Genomic DNA, 17,097 nt, shown 5'->3' with positions numbered 1-17,097 from the left:
CAGGCGCCTCGCCCCTGCCCTTCTTGCCTGTTAACGACGCGCCGCCCGGCGGGCTGCGGAGGCCGTAAACTGGTTGCCACGGAAACCCGGCGCGAAATTGTATGCCGAGAATCCGTCATCAAGACCGTCGATGTAATAACGACCCGATTTCAGATCGTATGTCATTTCCATGGTAGTCCAGAACACCGGTTCGCTGTAGAAACTGATGTTATGGGCTTCCGATACGCGCCACAGGTTACCCTCTGCGTCGTATGCCTCTGACGCGAGAATCTGCCAGCTGTCCTCATCGACATAGAAGACCCGGCGGGAGTAGATGTGGCTGATGCCTGTACGCAGCCTTGCCTCCACAACCCACGCGCGATGCAGTTCGTAACGGGCCAGCTCCTGGTTGATGTGACCCGGGCGGATCACATCATCAGGACGAACCTCTTTCTCGTGCAGGCGGTACGCATTATAGGGCACAAACACTTCGCGCTTGCCCTTGAGCACCCAGTCGTACTGGTTCGGCGCGCCATTGTACATATCCTTCTGATCCACCGACCGCAGAGAAGAAGAATTCGGCAGGTCGGTTTCGTAAGCCAGATTCGGCGAGCGACGCAGACGGCGTGAGCCGGCATCGTAACGCCAGGCCAACCGGGGGGAACGGATCTGATCGAGGGTTTCGTGGACCAGGGTAATGGTACCGGCCAGATTTGATGGCGCAATGGTGTCGGTCTTCAGGTAAAAGATCTTGTTATCAATATCGTCCAGATCAGCCCCACGGCGGCTGTACGCGAAGAAATAATTGTACTCGTTAACCACCGGGTTGTAGGAGCCATTTACCTGCGGAGTGGCAGATGCGCTGCGAAACGACAGCTCCTCGCCACGATAACGAAGAATGTGGTTCCAGATCACCTCCAGACCGCTTCCGGGAATCGGGAACGGGCTGGTCATGATGGTGTCGCGGACACCGTTGCCGTTATCCAGCAGCTCAGCGGACACTGCATTTTCCCGAAACTTGTCGTACACATGCTCAGGAAAGGCCGCGGTACGACGTGTCTCGTAAACCGGCATGAAGAAGTCAGGGCCGTACTGCTCAAGCATCTTGATATGCCCGGCCGTCAGCCTGTCGCGATAAAGATCAAGGTTCTCTGCAGTGATGATGAACAGCGGCGAGTCTTCGGGGAACGGGTCGGTTTCCACCTGCCCCGACTTCCAGTCAGCAGGCGGCGTTGTCAGCCCTCCGGTCCACTCGGGGATACTACCGGATGCATTTCCTGCTCTCTCGGCACCGACCGGAGTGAGTTCGTTGCCCAACCTCTGAGCTTCCGACTGCGTGACGGCGGCCGTCGCAGTGCCGGACATTCCCAACCATGCTAACGCTACACCTGTGACCACATGCTTACGCATATTTAACGTACCTCCCTTATGCCGTTGACCGCCCTGCCGCAAAAAAACAGTGCTCTCCGCTCGCGATTGCGAACCGCTGAAATCGCTCAAATCTCGTTCAGCGGGCGGCCTTTTTGCCAAATTCAAACGGGCGTTTCAAGTGAATGTTTGTAGTTTCTTGTTAAACCCGTGACGACCAACACAGGGGAGGAAATGCAACTGTAAAAATGATAGACTGGTGAATTAATTTAATGGGCGCTTATTTCCGACTCGGCCGTCCATCTTTTTTGGCAGGTAATCATGGCGTCACAGTGGTATTCACTGGTTTCCCAAAAGCTGTTCATGGCCCGGGTGCTGTTACGGCAGGCTGACACCCCCTCCAGCGGGGAGGACGCCGGTGACGCCTTGCAGCGGGAAGCAGGTCTACAGGGCAGCATTGAGCTGGCGCTGCGGGCAAGGCGCCTGTTGCTGATCATGGTTGCGAAGCTGTACCAACAGAAGCAAAGCGATCCCGAAACGCTGGAGGCACTGGTCGCTTTGCTTGGAGAGGACAACCCGGAAACCGCTGAGTTGCTGACTCTGGCGCGCAAAGGCGGCAGTTGGTGGAACCACCTGGATCAACTGGAGGCCGCGCAGGCCAAGCCACCGGCAACTCGAAAAACGGTCAGTGCGGAGAATATCATTGCGATATCCGCGGATTCCGGTCCTGACCGCTCTGCGGCTGCTCTGGGTAAAGTGCTCGACGCGTTGAAACAATTCGCCGATACCCTGGAAGAACGCCACAGCGAGTGGTAAATCGCGAGGCACCACAGGGTCGAATACAACTGAAAGGTTATGTGAATGTCACCATCTTTTTTCGAAATTGTACAACTGAGCGATGGCGATTATGCGTTGCGTCGCATTGACGACGATGCCGCACCACTGGTCCGCATTTCGTTTTCGTCAGAGGCCCGCGACATGATGGAAGATCGCGAAATGGCAGTTGCCAAAGCCATGATTGCGGCTGGCATTGAAGCGGTAGGCAATGTTGCGCACGATATTGACTGGGAAGACGACGACGCGGAAGCACAGGACGCGCAACCGTCCTACACCCTCCACTGAGTGAGATCCGCCAGCGCTCTCAGCGCTGGCGCAAAACCACCCCATGACTGTTGCCCTGAGCGGACGCCTTCTGTAGCGCTTCCAGACCTTCCCGGCCCAGCTTGCGGGTCCACATCACGACCGCATGACAGGTTCCGGCGCTGAGCGCCCGTTCCGCCAGATCCCGCGCCGGGTAATCCGGCGTTGAGCGCAACACCAGCAGCTCACCTGCTACGATGCCATGCATCTTCTGCCACTTGCTGACCAGCGCCTGAGGCGGATCGATCCATGCCAGCCAGCGCTTCTCCTGGTTCAACTGGGTCAGCATGGGCAACAGCAGCTGAAAATTCTCTACCTGACCCTCCGGCAGAATAATCTCAGTGACGTTACCAGTGACCGGCGCAGCAGGGTCGGCTCGCTTCGCTCTGGCGGAACCGGCCCGAACAACGGCTGACTTTCCCGACAGATGGCTGGCCGGCGCCTGAAAGCCGAATGCTGAGCCGGAATACGCCATATTCTGATTAAAGCTGAGTTGTTCCATGATGCGCCTCGTCTTCTGGTTGACCGTTGGAGATCAGTGCATATCCGAACGACGGATAACACCTACGCCAAGCCCTTCGATAAAGATCTCCTGCTCCCGCAGATCGACTTCAATCGGGACGAATTCTTCGTTTTCCGCAATCAGGAACACCTTGTTGCCCTCTTTCCTGAAGCGTTTCACCGTGACCTCTTCGCCAACACGAGCCACCACCACCTGACCGTTGTGAACGTCCTGCGTGCGATGAACCGCGAGCAGATCGCCATCCAGAATGCCGATGTCTTTCATGCTCATGCCTCTTACCCGCAACAGATAGTCCGCTGAGGGCGAGAAAAAGTCCGGCTTCAGGGTGCAATGGTCTTCGATGTGCTCCTGAGCCAGGATCGGGCTACCGGCCGCCACCTGACCAATCACCGGCAGGCCCAGGTCGGCTTCCGCCTCAGGCAACCGGATACCGCGGCTTGCGCCCGGAACCATCTCAATCGCGCCTTTGCGCGCCAGCGCCCTCAGATGCTCCTCGGCGGCGTTGGCTGAGCGGAACCCAAGTTCCGCGGCGATTTCCGCGCGGGTCGGCGGGTATCCGGTTTCATCCACGTAGCGCCGGATAATATCCAGTACCTGGCTTTGCCTTGCTGTCAGCTTCATGAGGTTGCCCCCTTTTATCCTGTTTTTATATACAGTGAATTGACTATATACAGTGTTTTATCCAGTGTAAAGACTGCTTCCTGTATTTTTTGTCAGCAAGCCCCGGGCTCACCCTGTTGGGGTCTGTGTTAAGGTAACGGCAACCTATTGTGGAGGCACAGGAATGAGCGAATCACAGGCGTGCAGGATGCCGGACATACTGCGAACCGCATCCGGCGAAGAGCGGCGTGTCGGCGTCGAAATCGAACTGTCCGGACTGAGTTACGAGGATCTGGTCAGACTCTCGGAGAAACTGCTGTCCGGCGACGCACATGCTGCATCCCGGTATGTCGCCGAGCTGGAAACCGACTTGGGCAAGTTCACCATCGAACTGGACTCCGATCCGATCAAGGATCTGGATCTCCAGGATGAGCGCCTGCCGGAGTCCGTGCGCGAACTCGGTGGCCAGGCCATGGACGTGATCGATGCGGCCGCGGAGAAGATCGTGCCCCTTGAGATCGTCAGCCCACCGCTGCCGTTCTCGACGCTCGAGCGCATCGAGACCCTGTGTGACGAACTGAGAAAAGCCGGCGCCCTGGGCAGCCGCGAAGCGCTGTACTATGCCTTCGGGCTGCAACTGAACCCGGAGCTGCCGGACCTGGAGGCGCCCACTCTGGTGCGTTACCTGCAGGCATTTGCCGTGCTCTACGAGTGGCTCAAAGGTCGTCATCAGGTGGACATCAGCCGCAAATTCACCAGCTACATTGAACCCTGGAGCAGCACCTACACTGACAAACTGCTTGAGGACGATTACGCTCCGGACGTTGAACAGCTGATGCGGGATTACCTGAAATACAACCCGACCCGCAACAAGGCTCTGGATCTGCTGCCATTGTTCGCGCACCTCGACAGCCGCTTGTTGGCGGAATTCGTTGAAGACGAACGCATCAAGAGCCGGCCGACCCTGCACTACCGCCTGCCCGATTGCGACATCGACAACCCGCAGTGGCATTTTTCTACGGTATGGAATGACTGGGTGGTGCTGGAGCAACTGGCTAACAATGCCGCAGAGCTGGCGGAACTCAGGGAAGCGTTTCGAAACAGCCGCAAACTGAGCCTGCGCAACCTGACCCAAAGCTGGCCAGACACCTGCAACCAGTGGCTGCACGACCGGGGCTATGTCCGATAACGCCGTCGACAGCCCGGATTTCCCGGGCCTGACCATAGGAATCAGCGGGCCGGCGAGGCGCAGTCTCGCCCACCGGCTGATTAACCTGGGGCTGAAACTGCATGGCGCGAGAACCCATTACATCCGCCCGGGCTCAACGGTGGATGTCTCGATGCTCGACGGCCTGGTGCTGTCTGGCGGCACCCATGTGGCCCCGGAACTGTTCGGCCAACAGTCAACGGTAACCGCCCGCTATGATACCCGCCGGGACCAGACCGACCAGCGGCTTCTGGCCGACGCCCGCCAGCTGAAACTGCCCGTGCTGGGGATTTGCCGGGGCGCCCAGCTGATCAACGTTTTCCATGGCGGCTCGCTGTGCCAGAACGTGACACCGCTGCGGGTTCACACCCGGCATCGGCCACTGCTACTGCCCATGCAAAGGGTCAGACTGGTCCGGAACAGCCGTCTCGGCCGGTTGATGCACAGCCCCGCAATTGGCGCCAATCGTATCCATAGCCAGGCCATCAAGCGGCTCGGCAAAGGCTTGCGGGTCGTGGCGGTAGACAACGACTGGTTTGTCCAGGCTATTGAAAATACCGGTGACCAGTGGCTGATGGGCGTTCAGTGGCACCCGGAATACCTGCTCTACCATGCCGGACACCGGCGCATTTTCAGCCACTTTGTTCACGCCGCCCGAGAGCGCAAGCTGATGAGGCTGAACGAGGCGGATGCCCGGACCCGGGCCTAATGCCCGGCCCCGGAACGCACGAACCAAGACCCAACACAGAACGGAGATCTGACGATGCTTGATGCCCTGAAGAAACACCTGGTGCCCGGCCTTGCGGTGGTTTTACTCCCCCTCGCCGCCCAGGCCGGCGAAGTGACCCTGACCGGAGAAGGCGCTGTCAAATACACCCCTGACAGTGCCCGAGTGCGGTTTACCGCCTCCGCGGAGGACAACCTGCCGGCCAACGCGTCTGACGAGGTCAACCGGATGATGGCCCAGTGGCGCAGTGCCATCGACGCCTATCGCGACCAGCTCGACGAGTACAACGATGCCGACCTGAATCTGTACACCCGGATGATCCCGATGCAGGAGCGGGACCAGGAGCCGGAGAAACGGGCGGTGGCATCGCAGACCGTCAGTTTCACCATTGACGATCTGGCGCTGCTGAACCCGTTGCTGGCCGAAGCCCAGAAGCTGGGCATGGATTACCACCTGGGTGCCGGCAACTTCTATCACTCGGATGAGAACGGCCTGCAGAAGCAGGCGCTGGCAAGGGCCATTGCCGATGCCCGATCTCGCTGCGACTTCGTGGCCGAAGAGCTGGACATGTCCTGTGGGGAGGTGGTCACCCTCAACATCAACGGCGGACATCACCCGGTTCCGATGATGCGGGCGGAAGCAATGTCCGCTGGCGATGCAGTATCCAGCATCAGCGACCGGGAACTTCGCGCCAGCGTCAACGCCACCTTCAAGCTCGATTAGAAGTCCCGGGTGTAGAAAATGTCCAGCGATGCGGCCAGGCCACTGGCCGCTTCCAGATAGAAGTAGCGGCCCAGATCATAGCGCAAGGCGACAGTGGTGATGGGTTCAAATATCCCCACGCCGTAGCGCAGGCTCAATTTATCGGTGATATAGCCGCTGGCCACTACTGAAGCCTCGTCGCCAGCCCCCTCTGTTTCGAGCATCAGGTTTCGGATGCCCAATTCGTCCCCGATACCCTGGGTGAGCTTGTTGGCCTGAGTCAGCCCCAACGAAATAGCCGCCTGACTCATCTGCCCCTCTTCGCCCTGGCTCTGCGGCGCTCTCCCCAGAATCACATAAGACAACGCGTCGCTCTGGGGCATGGATGGCTCGGAAAACACCTCGGTTTCCGGCTCGCTAACTGGCCCACTCAGGCGGATACCCGCCACGACCGAATCCACCCGACGAACGGCTTCGATGTCGAGGTAGGGTTCAGTCAGGGATCCGACGAAAACAACCCGCGCCCGGCGCAGGTCCAACTCTTGGCCATAGGCTTCGTATCGGCCATCGACCAGTTTCAGCGAGCCGCGGGTGTCCATGTCATTGCCAATTCGCAGCGTGCCTTTCAGGTCACCGGTCACACCGAAGGCATCGAACGTCACCTTGTCATCACCAACCACAACGGTGATGTCCATGTTCAGAGCCTCAATCGCCCGTTCCTCCGGTTCGACGCCCACGATCACTTCGTCTTCGGACACCGACACCGCCTGCGGCGGCAATGCCTGCACCTCAATCTCGCCGCGGGGGACATCCACCCGCCCCGTCACTGACAGCGCGCCTTCCCGGAAGGCGATGGTGATGTCGGGCGCCACCTCTACCTGTGCGTAAGGATCGTAAGTGATCGGCAGGCGGTCGCCGGTAACGGTGACTTCAGCCGAGGGCTGGTTCTCCCAGTCAAAGGCGCCGGTGAGCCTCCCCTTCGCCCGGTCACTGCTGTTCCAGCGTCCGCTGAGGTCGGCCGAGTAGCCGTTCAGCTGCAGGGCAATCACCACATCGTTCAGAGGGAGCGGAATGGACGGGTCAACGAAGCGCCCGCCAGTAAGCGCCACTTCGCCGTTAACCGCCGGCCTCAGCAGGGGCCCGGATAACCGGCCTTCACCATTGAGTTCCCCCTCGAATTCTTCCAGCCCGGCAATCACTCCGGCAAGGGCAATGTCGAGACCGGCGAGGGAAAAGCGGCCGGTCACCGGCCGCGCTTCGGTCGTCGGATCCACGGAAAGGTCCAGATCAAACTGGCCGAGTTCGGGGCCCGCGAGATTCACGGTGACATCCGCCACTTCAGGTTTCATGGCGACGTTTACGGTGAACGTGTCGTGCCGGAGCGTCTCCCACTCCTCCAGTACCCGAACCTCGAAATCACCGGCACCGGCATCCACGGAGAAAGTGCCGTCCGGCCCCTGATCAGTCATGGTGAGATCAAGGGTTGCGTTCAGGGCGGCATCCCAGCGCAGGGTGTCCGGCAGCAACGGCGCCAACGCCGATGTCGGGAAGTTATCAATGCGGTAGGCCAGCGCCGGCTCCGGAAGCAGAGTCTGATCCTCGGCACAGATGGAACTGTCCTGCCAACGCCAGCAATGGCTACCCAGGGTCAGGGTTCCGTTTTCCCGGTACGCCATCTCCGCCGGCTGATCCAGCGTCCAGGTCTGGGACGCGCCGGGCAAGTCAATCCTCCCCTGCTCGATCGCGCCCTGCCAGCTCTTCCACGCGTCCCCGGCAACGCCGGCCAGCGCCATGGTCAGCTCTGCTTCGTCATGCAATGCGGACAACGTTAACCGGTGGCTCTGTCGAGTTCCGTTCAATTCCAGCTCCAGCCCAGCGAGGCTCTGCTCACCAGAGCGAATCTCCTGCGCTCGCGCCGACGCCGCAATCCGGCGTCCACCCGGGAGACTGGCATCCACCGCCACCTGTGACACCGCCGCCGCATCCTGCCAGACCAGATCCGAGCCGCGCAGGCTCAGGGTTCCCTCGGGATCATCAGGGGTGCCGCCGGTCACCGTCAACGTGGCGGCCAGCTCCCCCGCCAGGCCCGGCACCAGAATACCCGGATCCGGCAGGTTGATCTGCAGATCCCCCGCCAGCGTTTCGCCCCAGCGCCCGCTGCCGTTGACGCGGTTGTCCCCCAGCTCGCCGACCAGCTCCGAGACAATCCAGGTGCCGGCGGCCACCTCCAGCTGCCCCCGGGTTTTCGCTGGCTCGTTCTGCCATTGCCCGACGATATCCCAGTCGGCGGTCATGTCCGGCTGACCCTCCGCGCTCAGACGCCCCTGGCTGCTGACTTTCCCGTCAAGTCGGGCCTCCAGTGCCGGCACCCAGTAGCCGGGATTGAACTCGTCGAGCGTGATGCCGGCGTCCCAACTCAACTGATCGGCGAAACCGATCTCCGCCTTGCCGCGAAGCTCGCCGGCCCCGGTACTGACCAGCAGCTCGGTCAGGGAGACCGATTCCAGGTCGCCGGCCAGCGCGGTATCCAGTTCTGCATCGCCATAGGGCCCGGTCACTGCGGCCTCAAGCTGCGCATTGTAACGACCGTCCCGGTATTCGAGATCGCCCTGCAGTTGGCGCAGAGTGACCGGAGGCTGCGCCATGTCGGGCAGCAGCGTGTGCCAGGGGAAAGCTGCCAGGGCGACCGACAGCTCAGCGTTCAGAGCCTCCTGCCAGCTCACATCGCCGGTCAGCGCCAGCGTGCCCGGTTGTGGGCCGTCCTGCGGGCCGGTCAGTTGCAGGCTGACATCCGATGCGCCAGCGGTGGTCACAAGCCCCTGCAGTGACACCGTGACCGGACCGGCGGTGCCCGGGAGTACCGCGTTTGAACGGGTTGCGAAGCCCTTTTCCAGGCTGCCGTCCAGCGCCAACCGCCAATCTTTCAGAGTGAGTGTCGGTGGCAAGGCGTCCAGCGCCAGGAACGACGGGGATTCCAGTTCAAGCTGCAGGGGCAAACGCTTGTCCAGCGGCGCAGCCCGGCCCCGCAACGACGCCTCCAGGTACCCACGGCTGCGAGCCGAAAGCCTGAGGTCCTCGGCACTGCCGGTGAGATTCAACGCAATCTGCCAGGCGTCGCCCCGGGGTGGCGGCAGAGACACGTCCACATCGAGGTCAAGTGGCCAGCCGCCCCGGGTTTCCAGACGCCCGGACGCACCCACCGCAATCTCGTCGAGGCGGTAACGGGCGTGCTCCAGAGTCCAGTCCGCCCCGGATCCTCCGGCTTTGAGTTCCAAACTGTCCCACACCTTGCTGCCATCCAGCGTGAAGCGGCCCAGCTGGACATCACCAATGCGCACGCCCACAGGCAGATTGACGACGGGCAGGCTGATATCCCCGCCCGGCTCCTCCGGCTCGCCAGAGGGCTGCAGTGTCAGATCGATGGTTTGCGCATGCAGCGTGTCGAGGCACAGCTCCTTACTCAGCAGACATCCGGGCGACCAGTCCACCACCACTGCTTGCAATCGCACCCCGGTGCCGTATCCCTGCCAGATCACCGACTCGGCCTGCCAGTAGCCGAACAATGAACCGCGGTCGCCCTCAACGGTCAGGCCAGGCACCTGGTCAATGGCCCAGGCGGTGCCGGTTTCCGAACGCAGCACCAACAATAGCGCAGCCACCAGTGCCAGCGGCAACAGCAGCGCCAGCAGCAGAATCACCAACAGCCAGAACCGCCAGCTCCGGCGTGGCGTGCCGGCGTGCGCGGTCGGCTCAGCGGGAGCGGCCGTTGCCTTGTCGCGGTTGTCGTCCGTCACAGCTCTGGCCCCATGGAAAAGTGAATTCGCCAGTCGCCACCTAACTCGTCATCCAGCCCATGGGCAATGTCGAAGCGGATTGGGCCGACCGGACTCACCCAGCGGATCCCGATACCCGCGCCGCTGGCACGGGGGTCCAGCAAGTCGTTCATGGCGTTGCCTTCATCATAAAATGCCGCCATGCGCCAATTCGTGACAAATTCATACTGGTACTCGACGCTGCCCACCAACAGATAGCGCCCACCAATCGCCGCACCATTTTCGTCCTTCGGCGACAGAGTTTCGTACCCGTAGCCACGCACGCTCTGGTCGCCGCCGGCGAAAAATCGCAGGGAGGGCGGCACATCGTCAAACTGGTTGGTCGCAACGCCACCGAACTGGAAACGCGTCAGAAACCGATGTCGGTCCGCGAGGGTATACAGCCCGCGCGCAAGAAAATTCACGTGCAGGATGTCCACATCGGAGAGCGCTGCTCGATGAGAGCCCCTGACGTCCGCCTGCACCCGATACCCCCGGGACGGATCGAGGGGCGAATTAGCGTGGAGTTTGGAATACCCCAGCCCTGGCAGCAAGAGACTGCTGGTTTTACGATCATCCTCACCGATGCGGAAGCGCTCACCTTCCCAACCCAGGGAGGCCACTTGAAGCCATCCGGAGTCGAGCTGATGCTTCCACTGCTGTCCCAGTGTCAATAATTCGGACTCCACATCCTCGATGTCTTCTCGCTGATATCCCGCACCGAAGCGAATAGAGTCCGTCATGGGTGGGTCGAGTGGCAACTCATAGTAGGTACTGAGGTTCTGGCGTGGTTCGGACAGCTCCATGTCCGCCCCACGACGGTGCCCCATCCGATTGATCCAGTGCTCCCGCCAGTTAGCACTGAAGCGAGGCCCCACATCGGTCGAGAAACCGACGCCGGTCGCGACCGACCTCGGTGGGCGCGTGGTCAGACCAACGTCAACGGGAATCACACCGTTGTCTGCATTGGTTGGGGACGCATCAATATCCACGCCGGAAAAATAGCCGCTGTCAGACAGGTCCCGGTTCAGCTTTGCGACCTCATCTGCATGGAACAGTTGCCCGGGCTCGATGGTGACAAACTGTTCAAGCAGGCTGTTTTCGAACCCGTGCCCCTCCTCGAAGGTCACTTTTCCGAAGCGGTATCGCTCCCCGCTGCGAAAGTTAATGATGATATCGGCGCTGCGCTGCTCGGGATTGACCTCGAGTGTACGACTGACAAACTCACCGTCAAAGTAGCCCAGCCGGCGGGCTCGGTTCTGAATGGACTGACGCAGGCTGCTGTACTGGCCGTGATCCAGCACATCGCCTTCCGTGGGGGTGTCTGGAATGGCGCTCAGGAAGCTGTCGTCCGCCGATGCTGGCCCTTCAATCCGTACGACCCTTGAACGGACGCGCACCGGCTCACCCGGAATCACCTTGAGCGTCAGTAACGCAGGCTCGTCGCTGTCACCTTCGGACACCGTCCAATCAACGACCGGGCTGTAATAGCCCAAAGCTTTGAGTGCCTGCTTTACCTGTTTCTCTGCCGTGCGTGCGTAGCGCCTCAGGTTATCCGCGCTGCGGTCTTCGACCACCCCCAGAAACACCTCGGCGTTTTCCTGGAGCTGCGGGTAATCACCCTCCACTTCCACGCTCACCTGATTGGCCCACAGCTGGCATGGCACCATCAAAAGCAGGGTGATCAACACATGAATGCCGGGAAGGAGGCGGTGTCTGGAGAGGAGTAGCATCCGAATATGAATCGTCTTTGTTATAGGGAGAATTCAAGGCTGCGCGGGAGTTTACCGGATTGACCAGACCGACCACTACCCACGCTCCTTATGCCAATGGCTGACAGACGCAACGCGCCCATGATCAACCCTGATCAATTTCAACAACAACCAGTCTGATAGTAACAGGCGCGCCGGGTTCCCGCCGCCTTCAAAGGAGACCCACAATGACCAGGGATCCCATCGGTATGGCACTGGCCATGATGAATCGCCTTGCCGCCAACCCCTTACTGGACCGTTTCGGGCTGCGCACAGCCACTGAAAAAACAGCCTACCACGGTACCCGCATCGGATTTCGCACTCTGGCGCTGGCCGGGCGGGAGTTCAAGCGGGTGTCGAACTGGCTGCCCCGCAAAAGATTACCCGGAAAACCCGCACCGATACTGTTTGACCTTACGCTGGATGAAGACCAACAGATGATCGTGGACAGCCTCCAGCGACTGGCGCGGGACACCCTGCGCCCGGCCGCCGCAGGGGCTGACGAAGCCGGCGCCATGCCGGCGGATGTGTTTGACACCACCACCGAGCTTGGCCTGGCCCTGTACGCCGTGCCCGCGGAGTTCGGGGGCGTGGCCGAAACACAATCACCGGTGACCAGCGTGCTGATCGCCGAACAACTGGCGTGGGGCGATATGGGCCTGGCCGTGGCGTTGCTGGCGCCGTTCAGCGTGGCCCAGGCCATCACCCGCTGGGGCACCGGTGAACAGCAGTCCCGGTACCTGCCCGCGTTCTGCGAACCCGAACCCCCGGTAGCCACCATTGCCATGGACGAGCCAAGGGCGCTGTTTGATCCCCTGACGCTGAGCACTCGCGCCGACACCACGCCCAACGGCTATCGACTCAATGGCCAGAAAAACGGCGTGATCCTGGGCGCCCAGAGCGATCTGATGCTGGTCTCCGCCAGCCTGAATGGCCGCCCACGACTGTTTATCATCGAAAGCGGCACCCCGGGACTGATCTGCGAGGCGGATCCCGCCATGGGCCTGCGGGCCGCGCAACCGGCCACCATTACCCTGAAAGATGTCAACGTGCTCACCGATGCCCTGCTGGGTGACGACAACTTCGATTACCAGGCCTTTCTGGACATGGGAGCCCTGCTGCGCTGCGGGCTGGCAATCGGCACCGCCCAGGCGGTAGTGGATTACGTCATCCCCTACTGCAATGAGCGGGAAGCCTTTGGAGAGCCCATCAGCCATCGACAATCCGTGGCGTTCATGATCAGCAATCTGGCCATCGAAACCGAGAGCATGCGCATGCTGACCTGGCGCGCGGCCAGCCGGGCAGAGACGAACCAGACCTTTCACCGGGAAGCCTGCCTCGCCAGGCTACTGTGCAATGAGAAGGCCATGGAAATTGGTACCAACGGAGTTCAGCTGCTGGGTGGCCATGGCTTTGTAAAAGAACATCCGGTTGAACGCTGGTACCGCGATCTGCGGTCTGTGGCCACTCACACCGGCGGCGCCCACGCCTGAGCCTGAGCAAATCTGGAGCACCCCATGTATCTGGAAATACCGAAAAAATTTTCCCCCATTGTGAATCAGGCACGCCAGGTGGCGCAGGAAGTCTTCCGCCCCATCTCCCGCAAATACGACCGCGCGGAACACGCCTATCCCAAAGAACTGGATATGTTTGCCTCCATCATGGACGGCATGAACGACGGTGCACCCGACGGCGGTGCCGGCGCCGGCAAGCTCGCCCGCTCCGGCGGCAATGGCGCCCCGGGCAATCGTAACGGCACCAACATGAAAACCGTGCTGGGGCTGACCGAACTGTGCTGGGGCGATGTCGGTCTCGCCCTGTCCATCCCCCGTCAGGGGCTCGGCAATTCCGCCATCGCGGCAGTGGCCAACGAAGAACAGCTGGCGCGCCTGGGAGACACCTGGGCCGCGATGGCCATTACCGAGCCAGGGGCCGGTTCCGACTCCGCGGCCATTCGCACCACCGCAAGAGAAGACGGCGACCATTACGTGATCAACGGCGAGAAGATCTACGTCACCGCCGGCGAGCGTGCCAACGCCGTGGTGGTGTGGGCCAGTCTGGACCGCAACAAGGGTAAGGCCGCCATCAAGTCCTTCGTGGTGGAGAAAGGCACACCGGGTATGACCCTGGAGCGACTCGAGAAAAAACTCGGCATCCGCGCCTCCGACACCGCCGCCATCCGCTTCGAGAACTGCCGGGTGCCCAAGGAGAATCTGCTGGGGGATCCGGAGATCAGCGTCAACAAGGGCTTCGCGGGGGCCATGCAAACGTTCGACAACACCCGCCCGGTGGTCGCTGGCATGGCCATCGGGGTGGCCCGCGCAGCGCTGGAACGCACCCGCCAGATCATCGCGGAGTCCGGAATTGATCTGGACTATCACACCCAGACCTGGACCCAGCCGGCGGTCAGCCGGGAGCTGCAACTGCTGGAGGCGGAGCTCGAGGCCGCCAGGCTGCTGACCCTGAAAGCCGCGTGGATGGCTGACAACGGCCTGCCCAACTCGAAAGAGGCCTCCATGGCCAAGGCCAAGGCCGGGCGGGTGGGTAACACCATTACCCTGCGCTGCGTGGAGCTGTGCGGCAGCCTGGGCTACGGCGAAACCGAGCTGATCGAGAAGTGGGCGCGGGATTCCAAAATTCTGGATATTTTCGAGGGCACCCAGCAGATTCAGTTGCTGATCATTGCCCGGCGCCTACTCGGGAAGTCGTCGGCCGAGCTCAAATGAGCTAACCTGTGAGAAAATTCACAGAAATTCAGGCACCTGAATGCTGAAGATCAACCGCGCAAATCTCAAGAAAAGCCATCAGACGATCTGGCTCACCATCGACTTCCTGATGCTGGGCCTGCTTATTCTCAACCTGTCCCTGATCATTTTCGATTCCATCTATGCCTTCAGCGCCATCGAAGGCTTTTTGGCCGACCATGTACCCGGTTTTCAGCCGTTCTACGACCCGATCCACGAGAATTTCCTGTTCTATGACCTGATCTTCGTGGGCATCTTTCTTACCGAGTTCTTCGTGCGCTGGGGCTATGCGGTAAAAGCCAGCGTGTACGACCGCTGGTATTTTTACCCGTTTATCCACTGGTACGACCTGGTGGGCTGTATCCCGGTGGGCAGCTTCCGCTTCCTGCGGATTCTTCGCGTTATCTCCATCATTTACCGGCTGCATCAGTACAAGATCATTGATGTCACCAGCATGCGCGTCTACAAGTTCGTGAACTTCTACTTTGAGGCGTTCATGGAGGAGTTGTCGGACCGCATCGTGCTCAAGGTGCTGTCGGGAGTACAGCAGGAAGTCAAACGGGGCTCGCCGCTGTTCGAGCGGATCCAGAACGACATTGTCTACCCACGCAGGAGCATGCTGACCGACTGGATTTCCGGGCGCGTGGCCCAGGCCGCGCAGGAAGGCTATGTCCCCAACCGGGGCGCCCTGCGCAGCTACCTGGAGGACCGGGTAGATCACGCCCTCAAGCAAAATCTGGAGCTGTCGCGGCTGAAATACCTGCCGGTGGTCGGCCCGCAGATACAGGAGACCCTGGAAGAAGCGGTGGGCGATATCGTTGCCAATGTCATCCATCAGATTCTGGAAGACCTGGCGTCGGCCTCCAACCATGCGTTCATCGAGGACATCGTCAACGTCTTCATCCCGACGCCGGACGACAGCGCGGAGGAGACCCCGGAGAATCAGGCCGTGATCAACCTGATCCTGGAAATCCTGGATGCCGTGAAAACCCAGGTGCAAGTCAAACACTGGCGCGAAGACCTGCCATAACAACCCAAAGAGTCAAGACTCATGCCTTCATCACAACCGGCACTGCACTACCGGCCCGCTCATGAGCTGGTTCGGGAGCTCAGTGACGGCACGCTCACCAGCGAAGCCGTCACCCAACACTTTCTGGACCAGATTCGCCGTCACAACGGCAGCATCAATGCCGTGGTTACGGTGGACGAGGAACAGGCACTGAAAAAAGCCCGCGCAGCGGATGAGAAACGGGCTGGCGGCGCCAACCTGGGACCGCTCCATGGGCTGCCGCTCACTCTGAAAGACACCTGGGAAGTGGCCGGCATGACCTGCACCGCCGGCGCCCGGGCCCTGAGGGATTACACACCCCGTCACCACGCCGATGTGGTGCAGCGCCTGGAAGACGCGGGGGCGATTGTCGTCGGTAAGACCAATGTGCCGATTTACGCCACCGATCTGCAGAGTTACAACAAGCTGTTCGGCGTCTCCAACAACCCGTTCAACACCGACCACACCCCCGGCGGATCATCCGGTGGCGCCGCCGCCGCGCTGGCCGCCGGCATGACGCCATTGGAGGTGGGCAGTGACCTGGCCGGCTCGATCCGCACCCCGGCCCATTTCTGCGGTGTGTTCGGGCACAAGCCGTCTCGCGCCCTGGTGTCGTTCCGCGGCCACATCCCCGGACCGCCCGGCACCCAGTCACGGCCGGATCTGGCCGAAGGGGGACCGCTGGCGCGCAACGCGAAAGACCTGCAACTGCTGCTGGACGTCATTGCCGGCCCCACGCCGCTGGACGCCCGTACCTGGACCATCAGCATGGCGCCTGCCACCGTTTCCTCCCTGGATCAGGCCCGCGTGGGCCTGTGGCTGGAAGATCCGCTGTGCCCGATAGAACAGGAACTGACCGACGGCTACCGCGCCCTGGGGCGGGAACTGGAGCAGCGCGGCGCCCTGGTGGCCAACGCACAACACCCGTTGCTGGATCTCGAACACATTCTGCCGCCCTACTTCAATCTGCTGGGCAGCCTGTTGAGCACTTCTCTCAAACCCGCCCAGCGGCGGCAGATGCTCTGGGTCGCGCGGCTGGAAAAGTGGCTGAAATTACTGGGCCCGCTAACCGCCTTTATCGGCGAATACGGACGCGGTGTGAACCAGCCGGTGCATCAGTGGATCGCAGTCAGCGAAACGCGGGAGAAGATGCGCGCAGAGATCGCCAGCCTTTTCGAGGAGTTCGATGTGCTGCTGACGCCGGTCACGCCCACCACCGCCATACGCCACGATCACAGCCAGCCGGTGTTCAAGCGCCGCATCGCCGTTGCCGGCCAGCCGCGGGCTTACATGGATCAGTTCTGCTGGATTGCCTTCGCCACCCTGCTGGGCTTGCCGGCCACGTCGGTGCCGGTGGGGCGGAGCAAAGACGGGCTGCCGTTCAACGTACAGGTGATCGGTGCCCCCGGCAAAGACCTGACCACCCTGCGCTTTGCGGAGCTGTTGGAGCAGGCGGGGCTTGCCGGGTTCACGCCACCCGCGGGTTTCTGAGCCCC

The 17,097-nt window shown here is 61.2% G+C and carries 14 protein-coding genes; 9 read left to right on the top strand and 5 right to left on the bottom strand.

Annotation, left to right across the window (positions count from 1 at the left end; all coding sequences use genetic code 11):
- Positions 1-30: 30 nt before the first annotated feature.
- The gene (locus MLC70_RS11600; protein WP_248183919.1) at positions 31-1,389 is read right to left on the bottom strand and encodes a DUF1329 domain-containing protein; all 1,359 of its coding nucleotides are present in this window, start codon (positions 1,387-1,389) and stop codon (positions 31-33) included.
- A gap of 279 nt (positions 1,390-1,668) precedes the next feature.
- Between MLC70_RS11600 and MLC70_RS11595 the strand changes: the two genes are divergently transcribed.
- Complete coding sequence (locus MLC70_RS11595; RefSeq protein ID WP_248183917.1) at positions 1,669-2,163, top strand: DUF6586 family protein; 495 nt, start codon at positions 1,669-1,671, stop codon at positions 2,161-2,163.
- A gap of 45 nt (positions 2,164-2,208) precedes the next feature.
- The gene (locus MLC70_RS11590; RefSeq protein ID WP_248183916.1) at positions 2,209-2,469 is read left to right on the top strand and encodes a hypothetical protein; all 261 of its coding nucleotides are present in this window, start codon (positions 2,209-2,211) and stop codon (positions 2,467-2,469) included.
- A gap of 19 nt (positions 2,470-2,488) precedes the next feature.
- On the opposite strand, the gene MLC70_RS11585 is transcribed toward MLC70_RS11590, so the two are convergent.
- The gene (locus tag MLC70_RS11585; RefSeq protein ID WP_248183915.1) at positions 2,489-2,989 is read right to left on the bottom strand and encodes a cell division inhibitor SulA; all 501 of its coding nucleotides are present in this window, start codon (positions 2,987-2,989) and stop codon (positions 2,489-2,491) included.
- Between the two features lie 33 nt (positions 2,990-3,022).
- Positions 3,023-3,631, bottom strand: coding sequence for a transcriptional repressor LexA (lexA, locus tag MLC70_RS11580; protein WP_248183913.1), 609 nt, complete (start codon positions 3,629-3,631; stop codon positions 3,023-3,025).
- Positions 3,632-3,794: 163 nt separating this feature from the next.
- Between lexA and MLC70_RS11575 the strand changes: the two genes are divergently transcribed.
- Genes MLC70_RS11575 through MLC70_RS11565 form a run of 3 tightly spaced genes read left to right on the top strand, consistent with a single transcriptional unit; the run spans position 3,795 to position 6,267 of the window.
- The gene (locus MLC70_RS11575; RefSeq protein ID WP_248183912.1) at positions 3,795-4,799 is read left to right on the top strand and encodes an amidoligase family protein; all 1,005 of its coding nucleotides are present in this window, start codon (positions 3,795-3,797) and stop codon (positions 4,797-4,799) included.
- Positions 4,789-5,526, top strand: coding sequence for a gamma-glutamyl-gamma-aminobutyrate hydrolase family protein (locus MLC70_RS11570; RefSeq protein WP_248183911.1), 738 nt, complete (start codon positions 4,789-4,791; stop codon positions 5,524-5,526). Before MLC70_RS11575 ends, MLC70_RS11570 begins: the two co-directional genes overlap by 11 nt.
- A gap of 54 nt (positions 5,527-5,580) precedes the next feature.
- Complete coding sequence (locus tag MLC70_RS11565) at positions 5,581-6,267, top strand: SIMPL domain-containing protein (protein ID WP_248183910.1); 687 nt, start codon at positions 5,581-5,583, stop codon at positions 6,265-6,267.
- On the opposite strand, the gene MLC70_RS11560 is transcribed toward MLC70_RS11565, so the two are convergent.
- On the bottom strand, positions 6,264-10,040 hold the full coding sequence (locus tag MLC70_RS11560; protein ID WP_248183909.1) for a translocation/assembly module TamB domain-containing protein: 3,777 nt from the start codon (positions 10,038-10,040) through the stop codon (positions 6,264-6,266). The two genes, MLC70_RS11565 and MLC70_RS11560, sit on opposite strands and share 4 nt — an antisense overlap.
- Positions 10,037-11,749, bottom strand: a complete 1,713-nt coding sequence (locus MLC70_RS11555; protein WP_427902107.1) for an autotransporter assembly complex protein TamA — start codon at positions 11,747-11,749, stop codon at positions 10,037-10,039. Before MLC70_RS11555 ends, MLC70_RS11560 begins: the two co-directional genes overlap by 4 nt.
- 248 nt (positions 11,750-11,997) lie before the next feature.
- Here MLC70_RS11555 and MLC70_RS11550 point away from each other — a divergent pair, with 248 nt between their 5' ends.
- Genes MLC70_RS11550 through MLC70_RS11535 form a run of 4 tightly spaced genes read left to right on the top strand, consistent with a single transcriptional unit; the run spans position 11,998 to position 17,092 of the window.
- Positions 11,998-13,302: an acyl-CoA dehydrogenase family protein gene (locus MLC70_RS11550; protein ID WP_248183908.1), complete on the top strand. Its 1,305-nt coding sequence runs from the start codon at positions 11,998-12,000 to the stop codon at positions 13,300-13,302.
- 24 nt (positions 13,303-13,326) lie between these two features.
- Positions 13,327-14,535: an acyl-CoA dehydrogenase family protein gene (locus MLC70_RS11545; protein WP_248183907.1), complete on the top strand. Its 1,209-nt coding sequence runs from the start codon at positions 13,327-13,329 to the stop codon at positions 14,533-14,535.
- Positions 14,536-14,575: 40 nt separating this feature from the next.
- Complete coding sequence (locus MLC70_RS11540; RefSeq protein ID WP_248183905.1) at positions 14,576-15,583, top strand: hypothetical protein; 1,008 nt, start codon at positions 14,576-14,578, stop codon at positions 15,581-15,583.
- Positions 15,584-15,604: 21 nt separating this feature from the next.
- Positions 15,605-17,092 carry an amidase gene (locus MLC70_RS11535; protein ID WP_248183904.1) on the top strand — a complete coding sequence of 496 codons (1,488 nt, stop codon included), beginning with the start codon at positions 15,605-15,607 and terminating at the stop codon, positions 17,090-17,092.
- Positions 17,093-17,097 lie beyond the last annotated feature (5 nt).

The sequence above is a fragment of the Marinobacter goseongensis genome, from assembly GCF_023156235.1.
Classification (GTDB): domain Bacteria; phylum Pseudomonadota; class Gammaproteobacteria; order Pseudomonadales; family Oleiphilaceae; genus Marinobacter; species Marinobacter goseongensis.
The sequence above is the reverse complement of the archived record's forward strand: the minus strand, read 5'-3'. Positions and strand labels throughout refer to the sequence as shown.